Origin of the sequence: Spirulina subsalsa CS-330 (assembly GCF_028330765.1) — a bacterium.
GTDB lineage: Bacteria > Cyanobacteriota > Cyanobacteriia > Cyanobacteriales > Spirulinaceae > Spirulina > Spirulina subsalsa_A.
Map to the genome: position 1 here is coordinate 1 of NZ_JAQMTY010000257.1, position 20,519 is coordinate 20,519.

At 55.0% G+C, this 20,519-nt stretch carries 17 protein-coding genes and 1 tRNA gene; 9 read left to right on the forward strand and 9 right to left on the reverse strand.

Annotation, left to right across the window (positions count from 1 at the left end; genetic code table 11):
- Positions 1-53: 53 nt before the first annotated feature.
- Together PN477_RS17640 and PN477_RS17645 are read right to left on the reverse strand one after the other, a co-directional pair.
- Positions 54-404 carry a TehB family protein gene (locus PN477_RS17640; RefSeq protein WP_272117621.1) on the reverse strand — a complete coding sequence of 117 codons (351 nt, stop codon included), beginning with the start codon at positions 402-404 and terminating at the stop codon, positions 54-56.
- Between the two features lie 75 nt (positions 405-479).
- Entirely contained in the window at positions 480-743 is a 264-nt protein-coding gene (locus PN477_RS17645) for a cytoplasmic protein (RefSeq protein WP_272117623.1), read from the reverse strand.
- A gap of 300 nt (positions 744-1,043) precedes the next feature.
- Between PN477_RS17645 and PN477_RS17650 the strand changes: the two genes are divergently transcribed.
- The 5 genes from PN477_RS17650 (at position 1,044) to PN477_RS17670 (ending at position 6,851) form a co-directional block, all read left to right on the forward strand.
- Positions 1,044-5,048 (forward strand): magnesium chelatase subunit H, encoded by a 4,005-nt coding sequence (locus PN477_RS17650; RefSeq protein WP_272117624.1) that lies wholly within the window; start codon positions 1,044-1,046, stop codon positions 5,046-5,048.
- 150 nt (positions 5,049-5,198) lie between these two features.
- Positions 5,199-5,351 (forward strand): type II toxin-antitoxin system Phd/YefM family antitoxin, encoded by a 153-nt coding sequence (locus PN477_RS17655; RefSeq protein WP_272117625.1) that lies wholly within the window; start codon positions 5,199-5,201, stop codon positions 5,349-5,351.
- A gap of 82 nt (positions 5,352-5,433) precedes the next feature.
- Positions 5,434-5,742, forward strand: a complete 309-nt coding sequence (locus PN477_RS17660; protein WP_272117626.1) for a DUF4160 domain-containing protein — start codon at positions 5,434-5,436, stop codon at positions 5,740-5,742.
- Positions 5,743-6,600 (forward strand): hypothetical protein, encoded by an 858-nt coding sequence (locus PN477_RS17665; protein WP_272117628.1) that lies wholly within the window; start codon positions 5,743-5,745, stop codon positions 6,598-6,600.
- Positions 6,600-6,851, forward strand: coding sequence for a type II toxin-antitoxin system Phd/YefM family antitoxin (locus tag PN477_RS17670; RefSeq protein WP_272117630.1), 252 nt, complete (start codon positions 6,600-6,602; stop codon positions 6,849-6,851). The genes PN477_RS17665 and PN477_RS17670 overlap by 1 nt, the downstream gene beginning before the upstream one ends.
- A gap of 66 nt (positions 6,852-6,917) precedes the next feature.
- On the opposite strand, the gene PN477_RS17675 is transcribed toward PN477_RS17670, so the two are convergent.
- The 5 genes from PN477_RS17675 to PN477_RS17695 all read right to left on the reverse strand — a co-directional run bounded on the left by PN477_RS17675 (position 6,918) and on the right by PN477_RS17695 (position 11,994).
- The gene (locus PN477_RS17675; RefSeq protein ID WP_272117632.1) at positions 6,918-7,844 is read right to left on the reverse strand and encodes a class I SAM-dependent methyltransferase; all 927 of its coding nucleotides are present in this window, start codon (positions 7,842-7,844) and stop codon (positions 6,918-6,920) included.
- Between the two features lie 118 nt (positions 7,845-7,962).
- Positions 7,963-8,343, reverse strand: a complete 381-nt coding sequence (locus PN477_RS17680) for a VanZ family protein (protein ID WP_272117634.1) — start codon at positions 8,341-8,343, stop codon at positions 7,963-7,965.
- A 28-nt stretch (positions 8,344-8,371) separates the two neighbouring features.
- Positions 8,372-9,262, reverse strand: a complete 891-nt coding sequence (locus PN477_RS17685) for a succinate--CoA ligase subunit alpha (RefSeq protein ID WP_272117636.1) — start codon at positions 9,260-9,262, stop codon at positions 8,372-8,374.
- A 40-nt stretch (positions 9,263-9,302) separates the two neighbouring features.
- Entirely contained in the window at positions 9,303-10,505 is a 1,203-nt protein-coding gene (locus PN477_RS17690) for an ATP-grasp domain-containing protein (RefSeq protein WP_272117638.1), read from the reverse strand.
- Positions 10,506-10,731: 226 nt separating this feature from the next.
- Entirely contained in the window at positions 10,732-11,994 is a 1,263-nt protein-coding gene (locus PN477_RS17695; protein ID WP_272117639.1) for an FGGY-family carbohydrate kinase, read from the reverse strand.
- A 116-nt stretch (positions 11,995-12,110) separates the two neighbouring features.
- Between PN477_RS17695 and PN477_RS17700 the strand changes: the two genes are divergently transcribed.
- A complete protein-coding gene (locus PN477_RS17700; protein ID WP_417158851.1) occupies positions 12,111-13,220 on the forward strand; it encodes an ATP-binding protein in 1,110 nt (369 codons plus the stop codon).
- A 53-nt stretch (positions 13,221-13,273) separates the two neighbouring features.
- Here PN477_RS17700 and trhO read toward each other — a convergent pair whose 3' ends face one another.
- Positions 13,274-14,077 (reverse strand): oxygen-dependent tRNA uridine(34) hydroxylase TrhO, encoded by an 804-nt coding sequence (gene trhO / locus PN477_RS17705; RefSeq protein WP_272117643.1) that lies wholly within the window; start codon positions 14,075-14,077, stop codon positions 13,274-13,276.
- A 111-nt stretch (positions 14,078-14,188) separates the two neighbouring features.
- On the opposite strand from trhO, the gene PN477_RS17710 reads away from it, so the two are divergent.
- The 3 genes from PN477_RS17710 to PN477_RS17720 all read left to right on the forward strand — a co-directional run bounded on the left by PN477_RS17710 (position 14,189) and on the right by PN477_RS17720 (position 18,483).
- Positions 14,189-14,261, forward strand: a tRNA-Ala gene (locus PN477_RS17710).
- Positions 14,262-14,534: 273 nt separating this feature from the next.
- Positions 14,535-15,830, forward strand: coding sequence for a histidine--tRNA ligase (gene hisS / locus PN477_RS17715; protein ID WP_272117644.1), 1,296 nt, complete (start codon positions 14,535-14,537; stop codon positions 15,828-15,830).
- A gap of 43 nt (positions 15,831-15,873) precedes the next feature.
- On the forward strand, positions 15,874-18,483 hold the full coding sequence (locus tag PN477_RS17720) for a hypothetical protein (RefSeq protein WP_272117646.1): 2,610 nt from the start codon (positions 15,874-15,876) through the stop codon (positions 18,481-18,483).
- Positions 18,484-18,713: 230 nt separating this feature from the next.
- Here the strand turns inward: PN477_RS17720 and PN477_RS17725 are convergent, their stop codons facing one another.
- Positions 18,714-20,306, reverse strand: a complete 1,593-nt coding sequence (locus tag PN477_RS17725; protein WP_272117648.1) for a B12-binding domain-containing radical SAM protein — start codon at positions 20,304-20,306, stop codon at positions 18,714-18,716.
- Positions 20,307-20,519 lie beyond the last annotated feature (213 nt).

A 20,519-nucleotide genomic window follows, 5' to 3' on the forward strand; every position in this document is an offset into this window, starting at 1 on the left:
TTAAAGGACTCGCTGTCGCTCGATTTGTTTGTTGGTGCAAATTCATCTCGCCACTAAAAGGCACGTCCGCCGTTACCTTCGGTAACTCTACTCGGACTCGCTTTATAGTGGGAGTCTTCTTTGCACATTTTAAGATAAAACTGCACATAAAAACGCAATCCAGCTTGGGGGATGACCTCATGTCTCATCTGCGGCTCAATCACCCCTGCATCGCCTGCGCACAGTAGCACCTCTTCGCGGTCGGGTTCCAAGATGCGATAGGTTAAGCTCCCGGCCAGAACGATGATTTTGCCCCACACGCCAGCTTTGGTGGTGTGGGCGTGGCGTAACCCTGCTGGGATGGATGTTTCGGTGAATTCTGCGGTGCGTTGATAGGGAATCACGGTGGGCGGTAACGGTTTCATAATCTCCTCTGAGGGTGAGTGGATTGGAGGCGATCGCTCCTCTTAAAAGGTTCGGCGCGGCTTGGGGTGTGATCCCTAAAACCAATAGTCGTGCATCCTGTGCAGGAATGCAGCAGTTATCGGGTAGCCGGATGCAGAACTGATGATGGAGTCAATGCCACAGTGGGGACAGAGGGCGGTTTGGTCAGCGGGGCGATCGCCGTCTTGCACCCATTCTTTGATCTGGGACGGTGGAAAAATTTGGCAGCAGTAAAAGCAGCCGCAGGTGTCGCTGCGCTGGATTTCGTCGTAATGGCGAATCGAATGGGCGTGGGCGGTGATGTGGGGGGGTTCGGTCATGGTGCGATCGCGATGATGTGCTTGTTCGGTTCCGACTCAGAATGCAAGAACCCCAGGGCCTGGCCCATGGCGGTAAAGATGAAGGAATTAAGAAGTAAACGCTTTTACAAATGTCAAGTTTTGTAACAAAGATGTGATTTTATTTTATCAAATTATGTCAAAGTCCCACGGCATCAGGGATCGGGGGGTCGTTTTTTGGTACAACCTAACACTGAGTATCTAAAAATTCAGGGTTTAAATCAGTTCCACGTTTGATTAACCCTGACCCCATGACAGAACACCAGAGGAGACAGGTTATTTATGTTCACCCACGTCAAGTCCACCATTCGCAGCATCACGCCCGCCGATCAGGACAGTCGCTCCATCGTGAAGGTGGTCTATGTCGTGCTTGAACCTCAGTATCAAAGCACGTTGACTGCGGCCGTTCGTTCGATTAACAAGACGAATCCGAACGTGGCGATTCAGGTGAGTGGTTACCTGATTGAAGAATTACGCAGTGAAGACAATTACGAAGCGTTTAAACAGGATATTGCCGACGCGAATATATTCATTGCTTCGTTAATTTTCATTGAAGATCTCGCCGATAAGGTGGTGGCAGCGGTGCAGCCCCACCAAGAGCATCTTGATGTGTCGATTGTGTTCCCCTCAATGCCCCAGGTGATGCGCCTCAATAAGATGGGCAGCTTCACGATGGAGAATTTGGGTCAATCGAAGAGTGCGATCGCGCAATTCATGCGTAACCGCAAAAAGCAGTCCGGCTCTTCATTCCAAGACAGCATGTTAAAAGTGCTGCGGACGCTGCCGAAGGTGTTGAAATATTTGCCGGTGGATCGCGCCCAAGATGCCCGTAACTTCATGCTCAGTTTTCAATATTGGCTGGGGGGTTCGGCGGATAATTTAGAAAATTTCCTCTTGATGTTGGCGGATAAATATGTCTGCAAAGAGGATCGCCAACTGCAATATGCTGATCCGGTGGTCTATCCGGACATGGGCATCTGGCATCCCCTCGCGCCGAAAATGTTCGAGAATTCCGACGAATATTGGGCATGGTTCAACAGCCGCGATGATATTACCGAAGACCTGCGCGATCCCCTCGCGCCCTGTGTGGGGCTGGTGCTGCAACGGACGCACTTGGTGACCGGCGATGATGCCCATTATGTGGCGATCATCCAAGAGTTTGAAGTGATGGGGGCGCGGGTGATTCCGGTGTTCTCCGGGGGCTTGGACTTTGCGAAGCCCGTGGATGAATATTTCTGGGATAAGCGGATCAAAGGGGTTGAACCGACGACCTATGTGGATGTGGTGGTATCCCTAACGGGGTTTGCCCTCGTGGGTGGCCCGGCGCGTCAGGATCATCCCCGGGCGATCGAATCCCTCAAGCGCTTGAACCGTCCCTATATGGTGGCGTTGCCGTTGGTGTTCCAAACGACGGAAGAATGGGAAGAAAGTGAATTGGGGCTGCACCCGATTCAGGTGGCGTTACAGATTGCAATTCCGGAATTGGATGGGGCGATCGAGCCGATTATCCTGTCGGGACGGGATGGGGCGACGGGGCGGGCGATCGCACTTCAAGACCGGGTCGAAGCGATCGCACAACGGGCGATGAAATGGGCCAACCTCCGCAAAAAGCCCAAACTCGATAAAAAAGTTGCGATCACCGTCTTCAGTTTTCCCCCCGACAAAGGCAACGTGGGAACCGCCGCCTACCTCGACGTGTTCGGCTCCATCTACGAAGTGATGCAAGCCCTCCAACACAACGGCTACGACATCGACGAACTCCCCGACTCCCCCCAAGCCCTGATGGAAGCGGTGATCCACGATGCCCAGGCCCAATTGGCTAGCCCAGAACTCAACGTGGCGTACAAAATGTCGGTGATGGAATACGAACGCCTCACCCCCTACTACGAAAGCCTCAAAGAAAACTGGGGCGATCCCCCCGGACACCTCAACACCGACGGCCAAAATCTGCTGATCTACGGCAAACATTTCGGCAACCTCTTCATCGGGGTACAGCCCACCTTCGGCTACGAAGGCGACCCGATGCGCCTCCTCTTCTCCCGTTCCGCCAGCCCCCACCACGGCTTCGCCGCCTACTACACCTACCTCGAACAGGTTTGGAAAGCGGACGCGGTGCTTCACTTCGGAACCCACGGCTCCCTAGAGTTCATGCCCGGTAAGCAAATGGGAATGTCCGGCGCGTGCTATCCCGACAGCCTAATCGGGTCAACCCCCAACCTCTACTACTACGCCGCCAATAACCCCAGCGAAGCCACGATCGCTAAACGCCGCAGCTACGCCGAAACGATCAGCTACCTCACCCCCCCCGCTGAAAATGCTGGGTTATACAAAGGGCTGAAGGAACTAAGCGAATTGATCGGCTCCTATCAAAGCTTGAAAGAAGGCGGCCGGGGGATTCAGATCGCCCTCACCATCGCCGATCAAAGCATCATCCTCAACCTCGATAAGGACATCCCCGAACTGGCCGATCCCGATGCCCTCAAAGCCAAACTCCAAGATCCCGATGCGGGCGAAATCCGCGATAACTTCATCGGTTCGGTGTATCGTCGCTTGATGGAAATCGAATCGCGCCTCTTGCCCTGTGGGCTGCATGTGATTGGCAAGCCGCCCACCGCCGAAGAAGCCGTGGCCACCTTGGTCAATATCGCCAGCTTGGATCGCGACGAAGAGGGATTAAAGAGCCTGATGCGGATTATTGCCGAGAGCATTGGCCGCAATATGGAAGAGGTGTATCGGAATAGCGATCGCGGCATCCTCGACGATGTCAACCTCTTGCAAGACATCACCACCGCCACCCGCGCCGCCGTCGGGGCATTGGTCAAAGCCCAGGTGGATAGTGACGGTCGGGTTTCGATGCTCTCAAAGTTAAACTTCTTCAACCTCGGCAAAAAAGCCCCCTGGGTCGAATCTCTTCACGAGTCCGGCTATCCCAACGTCAGCGAAAACGACCTCAAACCCCTGTTTGAATACCTCGAATACTGCCTAGAGCAAGTCTGCGCCGATAACGAACTCGGCGCACTGCTCAAAGCCCTCGAAGGCGAATATGTCCTCCCCGGCCCCGGCGGCGACCCAATCCGGAACCCCCTCGTTTTGCCCACCGGCAAAAACATCCACGCCCTCGATCCCCAGTCGATCCCGACCTTGGCCGCCGTCCAATCGGCCAAAGTCGTCGTCGATCGCCTCCTCGAACGGCAACGCCTCGACAACGGCGGCAACTACCCCGAAACCATCGCCTGCGTCCTCTGGGGAACCGACAACATCAAAACCTACGGCGAATCCCTCGCCCAAATCCTCTGGATGGTGGGCGCGAAACCCGTCCCCGATGCCCTCGGTCGCATCAACAAACTCGAACTGCTCTCCCTGGAAGAATTAGGTCGGCCCCGCGTCGATGTAGTGGTCAACTGTTCCGGAGTGTTCCGCGACCTGTTCATCAATCAAATGGCGTTGCTCGACCAAGCCGTGAAAATGGCCGCCGAAGCCGACGAACCCCTAGAAATGAACTTCATCCGCAAACACGCCCTCGAACAAGCCGCAGAAATGGGGATCAACCTCCGCCAAGCTGCCACCCGGATCTTCTCCAACGCTTCCGGTTCCTATTCGAGCAACATCAACCTCGCCGTGGAAAATAGCACCTGGGAAGAAGAGAAAGAATTGCAAGATATGTATCTCAACCGTAAATCTTTTTCGTTCAATTCTGACAATCCCGGCATCATGGATGATAACCGTGAAGTGTTTGAATCCGCCCTCAAAACGGCAGATGTGACCTTCCAAAACCTAGATTCCTCGGAAATCAGTCTCACGGACGTGTCCCACTACTTCGATTCTGACCCCACCAAAGTAGTGGCAAATTTGCGGGATGATGGCAAGAAGCCAGCGGCCTATATTGCGGACACGACAACAGCAAACGCCCAAGTTCGCACCCTCTCAGAAACGGTGCGCCTCGATGCCCGCACCAAAATGCTCAACCCGAAATGGTACGAAGGGATGCTCTCCCACGGCTATGAAGGGGTGCGCGAACTCTCAAAACGCCTCGTCAATACCATGGGCTGGTCTGCCACCGCCGACGCGGTAGACAACTGGGTCTATGAGGACACCAACACCACGTTCATCAAAGACCCAGAAATGTGCAAACGTCTCATGGATCTCAACCCCAATTCATTCCGCCGCATGGTGGGGACATTATTGGAGGTGAACGGTCGCGGCTATTGGGAAACCTCGGATGACAACATCGAACGTCTCCAAGAACTCTACCAAGAAGTCGAAGACCGCATCGAAGGGGTGGAGTAAGTCACTTTATCCATTACTAACCCTTAAATAATTCAAGTAAATAATTCAAGGCACAGGACGCGCTCCTGTGCTTTTTTTGGTCTATGGCTGCTAATTTCGTTAGCATAATGGCCAGAAAATTATCCGCAATTCTTGGGGGCTAACGGTCTAATGGAACAGATTACAGATCAAATGCTGAACGCTAATTTAGTGGCAACTTTGGATCAGGTTTGTGAGAGTCGTAGGGCGATCGCGATTACTCGGCCGGATGGTCGAACGGTGGTGATGCTGTTGCAGGAAGAGTACGAACCTTTGATCAACTGATGCGGAATCCGGTTGTAGAATCGATGTGTGGAGTAGGTGGCACTGCCCACCCTACTACTTGTTAAACTAGGTCTATCAGGATATGGGGCGGGTCAGCACTGTTCAGTTTGCCGGTTTAGATGCGAGATTTTACTCCAATGATCATCTTCCTCCCCATTTTCATCTCGAAAAAGATGGGGAATGGGAAGTGAGGGTTAAGTTTTTATTCGATCATGAAGATGATGTTTTTGAGATTGTTTACGGTCAAGGCCCAAGCAAAAAACAAAAGAAACAAATCCTCAAAACTATACGCAAAAAATCCAACAACAAGGATGAGCCATCTGTACGAGAAAAACTCTTAAAGGAATGGGAAGAAAAAGTCAGCACTCAATCTCCAGGAGAACCAAAGTAGATGGCCACAATCGAATATGATCTTCTTCTGCCTAATGGCAATCGAAATGACTTTAAAAGTTCTTTAAATATCAAGATCCCTAATGATAGGGTCCTCACTCTCCTGCGAGATCATCCTAGGCGTAAAGAGCGTGGATTACTGATGATCGCGGATTTGGCAACTTCGCCTCATAAATTAGTTGACGAAATTTCACACGCTAAAAAGTTAAGTGCAGAGTTAACGGGTGTAACTCTTCTCAATCAATACAATCCCCCAAAACAAGCTGATGGCATTTCAACATGGGAATTATTGCTGAATAAGTTTCCAGATGTGCAACCTTACATTCCCATTGATATTGCGTCTTTGCGAAGAATTATCAATGCTCATTTGTACGGTGGTCGATCGCAGCGCATAGCTTCGGCTCAATTGAGGGATGATGAATTGCTGATTTGGAGTTGTGAGCCGAAGCTCTATAGTTGTTTAATGGGCGATCTTAAGCCACTTCGATCTGTAAATCGGGAACAATGGGAAAGTTTTGAAGTGAGTAGTAGTGGGAGTTACTTATCTTGGGAAAAACTAGATATTGACATTGATCTGGATACCATTCGTTATGCGATTGATCCTGAGTTTAAAGAACAGCAAGATCAGAAGCGTCATCAAGAGTTACTGAGATACGCGAAGGGAATAGTCCGACTGCGGCAAGAACATAAACTCAGTCGCAAAGAATGTGGTATTTCAGATTATGAGTTACGCCAAATCGAGTCAGGAAAAGTAATGCCAAATCATGAAATATTGCGTACATTAGCAGTGGCTCACAAAATGAGTTTGAGTGACTATTTAGAGGCTGTGTCCCAAGCAATTCCTGTGGAGAACATTTGATGGAACAGATTACGGATCAAATGCTCAACGCTAATTTAGCGGCAACCCTAGATAAGGTTTGTGAGAGTCGTAGGGCGATCGCGATTACTCGGCCGGATGGTCGAACGGTGGTGATGCTTTCGCAGGAAGAGTACGAATCTTTAACGGAAACGGCCTATTTATTCCGCAGTCCCACGAATGCCCGGCGATTACTGGATTCCATTGCAGAACTAGACGCGGGCGGCGGCCAAGAACGGGAGTTGATCGAGTGACGCTGATTTTTTCGAGGTGCCCCTAAGGCAGTCGCTGTAACCGACACATTGGCTGAGTTGTCTAGCCTAGACCGCTTGGGCGACGATCGCACGATGACGGATTGTGTTTGGGGTGATCGTGGGGGTGGCAAAACCGGCGGCTTGGAGTTCTGCTTCTACATCGAGGGCGAAGTATTGATCGAGGTAGGGTTCCGTGCTTTTGAGGAGGGTGAGGATGTAGGGGGGCATTTTTTGGTAGATTTGCGATCGCGGATTCATGTCCATCATGGCGAAATGCCCGCCGGGCCGTAGGATGCGCCGTGCTTCGCGGAAAATATCGCGGGCCGCCGTCAGGGGCAATTCATGGAACAACAAACAGGCAGACACAAGATCAAACGACGCATCAGGAAAGCCGGTCTGTTCCGCTGCCCCATGTTGCCAGGTGATGGCGCGATCGCGCTGTTCGCTGTGGTATTGGGCAACGGCGAGGAAATAGGGAGAGAGTTCGAGGCCGGTGATCTGAGCGTCGGGGTAAACATCTTGGAGGGCGAAGGTACTCATGCCAATGCTACAGCCGAGGTCGAGAATGTCGCGGGGGGGCGTGGGAATCTGCCCTTGTAACACCTCGTGATAGGTAGCGCGGAGGTGTTGATCGCCGCGTTTGTCGCCGTCTTTGCTGGCGTTGGGATAGAGGGGGGCATGGACGGTGTAGGCGGCGCATTCTACTTCAAGGGCGGCATCCCAACTGAGGTTGCCTTTTTCATAGGCGTGGAAGGCGCGGTAATAGTAGTCGGGATAGTCGAGGTCGGGGTTTTCCACTTGGGCGCGGCGGGGTTCCCAATCCAGTTGACGCAGTTCGGCGACGCGATCGCGCCACGGCACGCCAATCCGTTCGGCCCGGTTGATCATCATGGCGCGGGCGCGGTTTTTGGCGAGGGCGGCGAGGGGTTTGATGTTGAGGAGGGCGTTAACCGCGTGGGTCGCCAGACGGGGAGCGGGGGAGGTGGCAGTCATGGGTTAGTTTCGCGTTCAGAATATGAATATCAGCAGTATTGCTTAGTATGCGTCAGGTGGGGAGGGGGTGCGATCGCTCCGTAAGGTTTTGTTAACTTGTTCACTCGTGGGGGATTTCTCAGCGATCGCGGGCCCGTTCTGCCAACCCGTACCCCACCGCCAACCCGATCAAACTCATCAGCAAATCCAAGCCGCTAAAGGTGCGCACGGGTGACAGGGCTTGGGTGCATTCATCCACGACGGTAATGATCCCAAACACCAGGGGAAAGAGGGGGATACGCCAACCCCACAACGTAATCCGTCGTCCCCGTAGCATCCGATGCCCCAAATAGGTCGCCATGAAATATAAGAAAAAATGTCCGATCAGGTCGTAATGGGGAATCCGTCCCAAATAGTCCGGCAAATTGTCCGTATAGGCCAGCCAGGCGATCATCACCAACAGCAGGCCGTAGATAAGCCCCAAGACCCAGGAAATGGGTTGAACAGCAGATGTTTTCATGATCGTGACCCGAATGAAACGGCATTGTCTACTTCAGGGCTTTGGCGAGCCATTCCGTTAGTTGTTGGGGGGATTGGGCGACGCGGATTTTAGCGGCTTTGTAGGCGGCGATTTTTTCGGCGGCGGTGTTGGTGTGGGGGAGGGCGTGAACTTTTTGGGCGGCGATCGAGGTGGCGGAATCGCCGGGCGGTGCGGTGACGGGGAGGGTTTGCCCGGCCACATAGGCAAAAATCGGTTTATCGATCTGGGGGGGGATGACGGTGGCGGCGGCTTCGTTGCCCCAGAGGTGTTGTTCGAGAAGGACGATCGCTTTGGTGTCGTCGTTGTTGGCAAAGAGGGGAATCCAATCGGCGAAGGTAGTACCAAGAATTGACCCGGTGCCGAGGTGAACGGCGACGGATTGCCCAATTCCGGCTTGGCTCAGTTCCCAGGCGATCGCATCGCCAATGCGATCAGTGCGGTCAATGATCCCCACCGACCCAACGCTGTAGCATTGGGGGTCAAGGGTTCCCACCAAAAACTGATCCGGCACGATTAACCCGGCACTGCCCGCCCCCAGGATCACCGTTCCCGTTGCCTTGGCGCGGTTGATCAGAGATAGGGTATCTAAGGGCGGTACTTGGGGCGGCACGAGGATAAGCTGACGAATCCCGGCGGCGATCGCTTCGAGGGCCGCATCCGCCACCTGATCCGGCGGTACACAGACGACGCTGGTATCAATGTCGCCCACAGCAGCGATCGCCTGCTCCACCAAGTCAAACACTGGAATATCGTCCACCTGACTGCCCCCTTGCCCCACACTCACCCCCGCCACAATCTCCGTCCCGTAGCGACGCATCGGCGCGATCATCCGTTGGGCAAGGGGTTCGTGAATGCCTTGGAGCAAAATATGGTTGGTTTGAATCAGGGGAAACATCATGGCAAATCGGGATCAGGGGAGGACGGGGCAAGCGGGACAGTTACGCGGTCAAGGCGGCGAGGAGTTGATCAATGGTGGTCACGCTTTGGATGGGTACGGTGGCCAGTGCATCGAGATCCAGGGTAGTTAAGCCTGCGGGGCAGTAGAGTACCAGGTTCGGCAAGGGTTTGAGGCGTTCGGTGGGGGTGGGGGCGACGGGTTGGGCCCGCCGTTGACGACTGACCGCGAGGGCGGTGGGGCGTTCAAGGCGGTCATCGGTGCTGGGGGTAGGAGGTGGGGCGAGGAGGGTAGCGATCGCCGCCCCCATCACCGGAGCCAATTCCCCCGGCAGATACACCACCACACTTTTGAAATCGGGCCAATCAATCGCCGCCTGCATTGCTTGGGTGGTTTGGGTGGCAAGATCACCATAGGGGTCAAGGAGCCAACTCTGACCGGGACGCGCCTTACTTTTCGCCAAGCCATCCCAAACCATCGCCGCCACCCCTGGATTGGGGCTAATTAACCCCACCTCTCCCTTTTTCGGACTAGACCAGCCCGGTTGAGCTTTGAGCAGAGCAGGGGGGTGTAGTGCTTGATCATCGGGATGATCGAGGAGGGCTTGGAGTTGGGGATGTCGGGCGATCGCCGTATCGCTGAGGGTGATTTTGCCATCAAGGGCCATCACTTCCCCCGCTGCGTTGATCCCCAAGGGGTTAATTTCAATACTGTCGAGGTCTTTACTGGCGAAAAGGTCATACATTTTCTCGACGATATGGCCCACCGCTTGGATGCTTTCCCCCGTTAAGCCCATTTGAATCGCTAACCGCCGGGCATGGAAGGGAGAAAATTCATCTTCAATCACCACGGTTTGAATATCATCCAGGGCGGCATCCACTTCCACCCCACCCCGCCCCGACCCCAACAGCACCGGATGCTGAAAATGGTAATCCAAAACGATCGCTAAATAGAGTTCCTGCTGAGTGGCGTAGCGGGCTTCGGCGAGAACCAGTTCAGGATATTCCCCCGCGATCGCAATCGTGAGAATGGTTTGGGTGGCGGCGATCGCATCAATCGTATTTTCCACAAACCGAATCCCCCCCGCCTTGGCCCGTCCCCCGACGCGCACCTGAGACTTGAGCACCACCGGATAGGGAACCTGTAGTTTTTTAATATCACGCGGCTGGTAAATGCGCTGAGACGGCAACACCGGAATGCCCACATCCCGAAATAATGTCTTCGCCTGATACTCCAATAAATCCATGGTTGCTCAAAAAGGTCGATACTACTGATGAAAAAACTCAAAAAAAATGGTGACTTAAACCTGTCAATCCCGGTTTAGCGCGTTACCTTCACCGCCACGATTGCCCCTTGCGATCGCCTTGGCTGTCTATGTCTTGAGGATGCGGCCTCAGGGCCCGTTAGAATCGCTCCTCACTTAGTGTACCCTTTGGGCTTCGCTTCCTCTTGCTTGGATTTGTATTGACCGTTTAAAACTGGCGTAAACCTTGCCATTGGGCGAGGCGTGCCGTCCCGTAGGCCGCCTCCTGTTGGGGCGATCGCAGCACCGGAACCCCTAACCGTCGTTGCCGCAAGGCCATCCAAGCCCCATTCTGCGCCCCACCGCCCGCCGTCAAAACCTGGGTTAATGGCGTTGCGCCCAGGGCGGCGAGGCGAGCATAGCCCTCGGCTTCGAGCCGCGCCATGCTGTCGAGGAGACCCTGGAGAAAGGCCACCGGATCAGCGGGTCGCGGGTCAAGGCAGGGGGCCAGGGTGGGGTCGTTGATCGGGAAGCGATCGCCCGGCTGCAACAGGGGATAATACCGCAGCGGGCTTGGCTGCGTCCCGTCGATCTGCTCACTCAATGCCGCGAGTTCCGCCGGATCGAAAAACGCCGCCAACACCGCCCCGCCCGTATTCGACGCGCCCCCCGTTAACCACCGTTGCCCCAAGCGATGGCTATAGACCCCCGCCGCCAAATCATGCACCGGGCGATCGCTCAACAACTTCAACACCAAGGTTGATCCCAAAGAGGTCACCGCCTCCCCCGGTTGCGCCACCCCACTGGCCAAAAACGCCGCAATACTATCCGTCGTCCCCGCACAGACCTGACAATCCGCCGGGAAACCAAACCGCGCCGCCACCGCTGCCGTCACAGTCCCGACGGGCGTTCCCGGCTCCACCACCGCCGGGCAAAGCCGAAACCCCTCCCACGCCTGCAACCAATCTGGATACCGTAGCTGCTCCACGTCGTAGCCCAATTTCAAGGCGTTGTGATAGTCGGTGATGCCCCACCGCCCGTGCAATTGCGCCGCGAGCCAGTCCGCTTGATGGAGCAGATATCGCGCCTCCCGCCACAGGGTGCGATCGCTGTTGACCTGCCACCAGAGCACCTTCGCCAAACTAGAGGTAGCACTCTGGACAAGGTGATCCGGCGGAGCCAAGGCGGCTAGGGATTTTTTTACGGTTTTGCCGCGATCGTCGTTGTAAAGCAAAGCAGGCACAAGGGGCTGACCCGTGCGATCGCATAGGATTACAGTAGAAGATGTGCCATTAATGGCCAGGGCAGCGGTCTGTTGCCGGACGGCGATCGGGATCGCGTCCAGTAACGACGTTAACCCCCGTTGCCATGACGCAGTTTCACCCCCATCTGTCCAGGGAACTTGTGCCGTTGCGATCGCATCACCAAGAGCGGTGATAGCCACCAAACGCGCTCCCGATGTCCCAAAATCTAACCCGATATAAATCTTCATGCTCTGGATTCACTCCCAATATTTTTCCTAAGAACTATGGAGGGGGGAAACTCAAAAAAGTTTGAGTAGGGTATGATTAAACCACTTTGCATTACCTTCAGTTGCCGAAACAGGCCATGGATCTCAAAAGCCACCAGTTCATTAAATTCTTTGAACCTGAACAAGCTGAGGAACTGTCAGCACGGGCGATTATTGAAACGTTTTCAGACCATGTTGTTATTTTTGAAGAAGGTGAAGTTTCAGATTATCTTTACCTTGTTTTAGACGGCACTGTGCTCTTCCGAAAACATACGATCAATGATCATTACCAAATTGTTGCCCAAGCCAATTCTGATGATTTCTTTGGTGAGTTTGGAATTTTAGATGGTAAGCCCCGCAGTGCCCAAGCCATGGTGTGCGAAGGTGCAACCCTAGCCAAGTTTCCCCGCAATGTTCTCATTGATATTCTCAATAACACAAAGGGCGAAACCGTTCTTCATCTCTTTAATTTTATTATTCAACGGCTGCGCACCACCACTGAAGAGTTTGTCAAGCAGGTTACCTATAAAGACAAAATGGTGTTGTTGGGTGAAATGGTCAATACCATTATCCATGACTTCAAAAGTCCCCTCAGTAGCATCAACTTATCCAGTAGTATGTTACGGGAAATGTACGAAAATGATGAAGACACGATTGAATGGTGTGAGTTGATCCAACAGCAGTCGATTCGGATGGCGGCCATGGCGGAAGAATTGCTGGAATTTTCGCGGGGAAGTGCCCATCTTCGTAAACAGGATATTAATTTAGCGGCGGCGCTCCATCGCTTTGAAAAACTGAATCGCATCTATTTTGCTCAGGCCAATGTGGCGTTTGTCTTGAGTTGCCCTGAATCCCTCACCCTGGAAGCGGATGAGAATAAGTTAATGCGGGCGTTGCAAAATTTGGTGGTGAATGCGGTGGAGGCGTTGGATGATGAGGGGGGCGAGATCGGCGTGACCGTGACGACCGGAAAAGTGGGGGTCACGATCGCTATTCAAGACAATGGCCCGGGTATTCCGCTGGAAATTCGGGAAACTTTTTTTGAGGCGTTTGTGACCTATGGGAAGAAGCGAGGCACGGGGTTAGGGACAGCGATCGCAAAATCCATTATTGATGCCCACCAGGGCCAAATTCGCTTTGAAACCGAAGTGGGCCAAGGCACAACCTTTTTCATTCAACTGCCGTTCCAAGGTTCTCAATTCCTGTAGGGTTTAACCCAACGCACCGGGATGCTCTGGGCTTGCGGCTGGGTGCGATCGCATCACGATGGGGACTGTTCAGTCTGACAGTCCGGGCAGACGGTTGTACCCTGACGCAGAGGATAGCCACAGTGATGGCAGAGGGTATAGTTGCCAGGGGTCAGATCCGGCTGTACCGTGACCCGTTCATCAAAGACAAAACATTCTCCCTGCCACAGGCTTTGCTCTGGGGGGATTTGGTCTAAATAGTTGAGAATGCCGCCCTGGAGGTGATAGACCTCCGGAAAACCCTGCTGAAGCAGATAGGCGGTGGCTTTTTCGCAGCGAATGCCGCCGGTACAAAAGAGGGCAACTTTGGGATGGGTGTGGGGGTTGAGGTGGTCTTGGACGTAGTGGGGAAATTCGCGGAAGGATGCCGTGCGTGGATCATGAGCGCCCTGGAATGTGCCGATTTGTACCTCGTAATCGTTGCGGGTATCCACGAGGACAACATCGGGACGGGTGATTAAAGCGTTCCAGTCTGCGGGGGCGACATAGGTTCCGACGGCGCGATTCGGGTCAGCGTCGGGGATGCCGAAGGTGACGATTTCGGCTTTCTGTTTGATTTTGAGGCGTTGGAAGGGGGGGGTGGGGGTGGTGGCACGTTTGGGGGTGAGGTCGGCAAAGGGGGGCAGGGTGCGTAAGTCGGCGATCGCCCTCTCCACCGCTGCGGCAGACCCCGCGATCGCGCCATTAATCCCCTCAGACGCGAGTAACAACGTCCCCTGCACCGCCCAGCCCTGGCTCAGATCCCGCAGTTGAGCAATCCGGTCGGCACAATCGGGCAACGCAACAAATTTATAAAAGGTGGCGATGATCTGGGTCATGGGGTGGGGTCAACACAGCAAGGGGTTGGCAAGAATTCTAGCAAAACCCTAGACAATTCTTCTAGAGGCTGTATAATGGCTAATGCGTCACAAAAAAGCGCACCCAAACACGGGGGTTTAGCTCAGTTGGTAGAGCGCCTGCTTTGCAAGCAGGATGTCAGCGGTTCGAGTCCGCTAACCTCCATACTTTTTGAGCAATACTCGAACATTGGATCGGATGATTTGCCGGGTTAGGCCTGCGATCGCATCACCCCTTCAGGATCGCGGGGTGGATGTTGATGGAGGGCGATCGCTCCGTGACCATTGCTCCGTGCGGGGGTGCAGGGTTGAAGCGGATCGCGGGTGATGATGTCGTTCAGAACGAGAATCAGGGCATTTTCGGCGGGAGGGGGTTTCAGAATTTGTTAAGATTTTCTCGAATCACTGATTAATCGCTGAGGGAAGCAAGAAAAGCGGGATGGGTACAATTAAGGCGCTGCGGGGCACACGGGATATTTTGCCGGAGGAAGTGGGGTACTGGCAACAGGTGGAAGCGATCGCCCGCTCGGTGTTTGGGAATGCGCTTTATAGTGAAGTGCGGCCCCCGATTTTTGAGCAGACGGAATTGTTTGCGCGGGGGATTGGGGAAGCCACCGATGTGGTGGGGAAAGAAATGTATACGTTCACGGATCGGGGCGATCGCAGTATTACCCTCCGGCCGGAATTTACGGCGGGGGTGGTGCGGGCCTTCATTGAGCATAAGCTGGGGGCGAAACGTAATGTGCAGCGGCTTTGGTATGCGGGCCCGGTGTTTCGCTACGAGCGACCCCAAGCGGGACGGCAGCGGCAGTTTCATCAAATTGGGGCGGAGTTGATCGGCAGTGAGTCCCCGGCGGCGGATGTGGAAGTGATCGCCGTGGCGACGGATATTTTGCAGCAGTTGGGGTTGAAGTCGCTGCAATTGGAGATTAATTCCGTGGGGAATCAGAGCGATCGCACCGCCTACCGCGCCGCCTTGATCGAATTCCTCACCCCCCACAAGGCGGATCTCGATGCCGATTCCCAAGACCGCCTCACCCGTAACCCCCTGCGCATCCTCGACAGCAAAGACCCGAACACGCAAGCGATCGTTCAAGACGCGCCCCAACTGTTGGACTACCTCAGCGATGCCTCTCGCCACCATTTCGAGCAAGTGCAGGCAATGCTAACCACCTTGGGGATTGAGTATCGGATTAATCCGCGTCTGGTGCGGGGGTTGGACTACTACACCCATACGGCCTTTGAGATTCAGTCTACGGATCTCGGTGCTCAGGCGACGGTGTGCGGCGGCGGTCGCTATGACGGGCTAGTGTCGGAGTTGGGCGGCAGTGCGACTCCGGCGGTGGGTTGGGCGATGGGGGTGGAGCGGTTGATCTTGCTGCTGGAGCAGTTGAGGGGTGAGGATGCGCCGATGGCATGGGCGCAGGTGTATTTGGTGTCTCAGGGCGATCGCGCCACTGCCCAAGGGATGAAGTTAGCCCAGGCATTACGTCAGGCGGGGCTGCGGGTGGAATTTGACCTCAGCGGGGCAGCGTTTAAAAAACAATTCAAGCGGGCGGATCGGAGTGGCGCGTCCCTTTGTCTGGTTCTCGGCGCAAGCGAGGCCGAAGCGGGAATGGTTGGCCTAAAATGGCTGAAAACTCAGGAGCAGACCCAGCAGTCCCAAGCGGATTTGCTCGGTTCATTAGCTACACTGAAGCAACGCTTGGCTGAGGATGCGATGGAGCAGGGGTGATGGGGATGACGGAAATTCAGACCGTTCACGATGGGGATTAGGCATGGAGGCTTGGGAGTTTTTACTACAAAAAAAGGAAACGCGATCGTGGTTTCCGATTAAAAATCGGAAGTTAGCGTTAGCAACGGGACAGTATCGCATTGTGGCCCAGGGGTGTCCTGCGGATACGGATGTGGAGATTCGGGTGTTTTATCAAACGCTGGATCAAGAGCCGCCCCAGAAGCGATCGCAAAAACGCACCGGCCGCACCAACAAAGACGGCTTGATGGTGGTGATTCCCTTTACTGAGCTTAAAACGGGTCTGTGGGAATTTCGTTTCAACGCCCCCAGTCTTGACACCGAGAGCCAAACCCTCTTACTCCGGGTTCAACCTCCCAAAGCCGAGCCGCTGCCGTCAGAACCGATCGCACCACCGATCGCGCCACCGGCTGAGGTTGCCCAGGGGCGCGATCGGAACGGCACAGCCCCCAGGGTCGAGCCGCGACCGATCTTTACCGCGCCACCGCCACCACAGCCCGGTTATCGCGATCATCCCCTCAATGGGGTTCCGTCCGATCCCCTGCCCCGCCCCGAAGCACCCCCCGCCCCAACCCCAGACCCCAACGACTTCGACAGCGTTACCGCCCATTCCCTCCTTGAACAGTCGATCAGCAGCCTGGAAAGTATCCTGGCCCAGGTGACGGAACCAGCCCCCTATGTGCCGCCACCATCGCCGCCCCAAGTCACCCCCGTTGAAGCCACCGATCGCCCACCAGCCCCCAACTTCAGCCAGGTGCAGTTAGGCATCACCCTGCTGCAAGATACCTTTGTGCGTCGTCAAGAAGAGCCGATTTTGATTTCGGGTCATGTGAACTTCCTCCCACCCCAACACCCCAGCATTTTGGATCAGGGGTTTGATGGGGTGTTGCGCTATGAACTCCGCGATCCCCAAACCTTTGACCTGTTGCTGAATGTGGAGCAGCCCCTGAGTGATGCGACGATTCCGTTGGTGTTTAACTATTTATTAGATGTGCCGACGGGGTATGAGACGCGGTTAATTTTGGGGGAAGTGGTGCTAGAGGTGTATGCCTATCAAGCAGAGCAGACGATTCCCTATAAACTGACGAGCCAGAGTTTTTCGATCACGGCGAGTTTGGCGGAATTGTTGGATACGGTGAAACAAGTGCCGTTACCGCAACCGGAACCCCCGCCGGAAGTCCATTTACCGCCGACGCAAGTTCCGCCCCTTGATGATTTCTGGAACAGTGGCCCTAGTGTGAAGGCGCGTCCCCTGTCGGTGATGCCGCCTCGGTTGAATCAACCCCAAGGCCCCCGCCGGAAAGCGCTCGATCTGCCTAATTTCAGCAGTCCGCCGCCGCGTCGCGATCGCGATCCCCTGGCATTGCCGCCACCAACGGAAGCGGCTTCCCCGTTGCCCGCGTTTCCTGATCTAGAGGCGATCGCACCTCCTCCCCCGACGGAACCCGCGCCGGTTCAGCCTCCCGATCCCCCAGAAGCCACGCCCCCCCTCTCCTATCCCACCGAAGAGGATTGGGCGATCGCGACTCAACAACGCCATCACACCCCCTCTGAACCGATTCCCGTCGTTTCCCTGGGGTCTGAGGCTCCACGCTATGACCATCCGCCGCCGCTGGATTTGCGCCTGGCGACTGTCTTACAAAACCACACGGCACGAGGGGAACAGGCAGACTCCGGGCCAGGATCAGAACCCTTCGACGTGGCCGCCAAACCAGACCCCCATGATCCCGCTGCGGCCACGGACAAACCAGCGGCAGCAGCCGCGTCCCCATCTCAATTTGAGCAGCATTTTTGGCGACGGTTGAGCGATTTGACCACGGAAAGCGATCGCACCGATGCAATCCCCACCGGGCCCGACCTCACCAAGCACGCCAGTCAGGATGATGATCATGATCCTGCTGACACTGCTCACCCCGATCACGAGGATGCCCATGGGTTTGATTATGGCGAGCATCGCATTACCGGCCTTGATTCGGTGGAAGAGGCATTGAGTGCGATCGCCCAAGCCGAACAGCGTCAAATGACCACCGACGCGAACCGCTGGGAGCGGGGCGATTGGCCCATTCAAGAATTTGTGGTTGATGATGAAGACGACGACCCCGACACGATTAGCACCCTCGCCCAACGCCCCAGCCCCCCCGCCCCCAAATACGACACCTCCGGACTTCCCTACCCCCCGGAACTTAACACCATTGCGCCTGCGAGCCGCCCCACGCTCCCCAATCCCGATCCGGACATCCGCGATCGCCCCATCCCACCGCCGGAACCCACCGCCGTCCCCGCCCCGATCCTCGAAGTGCAAGGGGGAGAACTCACCGCTGGGGAAATGATTTTGATGACGGTGAAATTGCCGCCCCAAAGCCTGGGCACGGTCTATGTCAAACTCTGGGTTCAGGATCGGGAAACGCGCCAACTCCTCGACGGGCCACGGGCGTTCATCGAATTTGAAGCCGATGGAACAGGCAGCCTCGTCACGATGACCCAATTAATTGTGCCTCTGGGGGCGCAGTCGGTGCGCTTCGAGGCGGTGACGATCAATGTGGCAACCCAGCAAGAAAGCCGTAAAACGAGTTGCGATCGCACCGTCATCCCCCCCAACCTCCCCACCTTCACCACCGCCGAAGAGTGGCTTTAAGACAGCAGGAAACACGGGCCACAAAAAAAGCCCCCTCCCACGGGAGCTACTGCTTATACATAACCCAGAATCTGGAGGGGGTATGAGTGAGCCAGAGGCTCACACTACCTGGCCTGGAATCCTCTGTAGTGCGAGCTTCTAGCTCGCTGCCTTGACTACAGAGGGGAATCAAGCGCAGGCTAGGTCAATACTGGCAGCCCTCTCCCGTGGGAGAGGGTTGGGTGAGGGCATTATGCCACCTCGGACAGCTCCGCTTGTTTCGAGGCTTCGAGGGCGGCCTTTTGGGCGAGGAATTTCTGGAGTTGAGTTTCAATCTCAGCCTTGACGATATGGCGATAGTCCGCGAAGTGCTCAATATAGGCACAGACATGGAGATAGCTCATCACCCCGCCCGGATTGTGGATCGCAATGTCGAGCAGGTAGGGCCAGAACTTCCAGCGCGTCGGCCGCACGATACCCTGCTTCCAGAGGATCGTGAGCATGGCATTGATCGTCGTTTTCCAGCGGATCGGTTTGGGGGCGCGTTTTTTCGTGGGGAAATTGGCCTGAGCCAGCATCCGATAGCAGCGATGGGTACGCTCTAGGAAGAGGACAGGATCATACAGTTGCCAAAAGGTATCGATATATTCGCGGGTGATCTCTTCGACCGGGCGGGTAGGCACAAAGTTGATCAGGGTGGTTTGGTTGATGTCGCCGCTGGTGTCGATGAGGCGGCCTTCTTTGGCGAGGCGGATCGAAAGGGCGGTATCCGGCAGGGCTTGGAGCATACTGTAGATGGCGACGGGAATGCCGTGACTTTGCACAAATTGGACGATGCGATCGCCCGCCCCCGGTGCTTCCCCATCAAAGCCAATAATGAACCCAGCCATAATCCGCAAACCGGAATGGGTAATCTTATCCACCGATTCCCCCAAGGGGCTGCGGGTATTTTGAAACTTCTTCGTCACGGCCAGGCTGCCTTCATCGGGGGTTTCAATCCCCAAAAACACAGAGCCAAAATTACAAGCCACCATCATGTCCATAAGCTCTTGATCTTGGGCAAGATCCACCGACGCTTCTGTGTTGAAGGTGAACGGATAACCCCGCTCCTCAATCCAGGGCTGCAAGGCTTGGAGCAACAATTTCACATTGCGCTTGTTGCCGATGAAATTGTCATCCACCACAAACACCGTTTCACGCCAGCCCAATTCATAGAGATACTGCAATTCCGCGAGTAATTGCTCTGGGGTTTTGGTGCGCGGTTTGCGACCGTAGAGCACGATGATGTCGCAAAATTCACATTGGAACGGGCAACCCCGCGAAAACTGCACCGACATCACCGCGTAGGCATCCAAGTCCAGCAGGTCGTAGCGGGGAATCGGGGTTGAGGTCACGTCGGGTTTTTCCCCACCGGAGCGAAATGTACCCGATTGGGCCCCGTTTTGGATCGCTTCGACAAACATCGGTAGGGTGATTTCCCCTTCATCCAAGATTAGAAAATCAATACCAGCGGCTTCGCAATCTTGGGGGATGGACGTGGGATAGGGCCCACCCGCCGCGACGAGTTTGCCCCGCCGTTTGGCTTCTCGAATTTGATCGATCAGGTCTTTTTTCTGCACGATCATGCCCGACAAAATAACGATATCAGCCCAGTCCCATTCTTCGTCTGTGACCTCGCGGACATTGCGATCGACGAGTTTCATGTCCCACTCTTGGGGAAGCAGTGCCGCGACGGTAATTAATCCGAGGGGCGGTAAAAATGTTTTACGGCCAATGAGTGCGATCGTTCGTTCAAAAGACCAAAAGCTTTTCGGAAAAATGGGATAAATGAACAGGGCTTTCATAAGCAGTAATTTGTTGGGGTAACAATGTCGAAGTTCCGTCAAATTGCGTCATGCACAACAATCTGAATAGACACCCGGCTTGACTTTGCATTGTAGAGGATCGCAGAAGATGAGTAGCAGACTCTCGGTGCTGACCGATGAGGCGGTACAACCTGGGCCTCCTCCCGTCTCCACAATGCCCTGAAAAACTACTTGGGTCAAGGCATCCCCTGG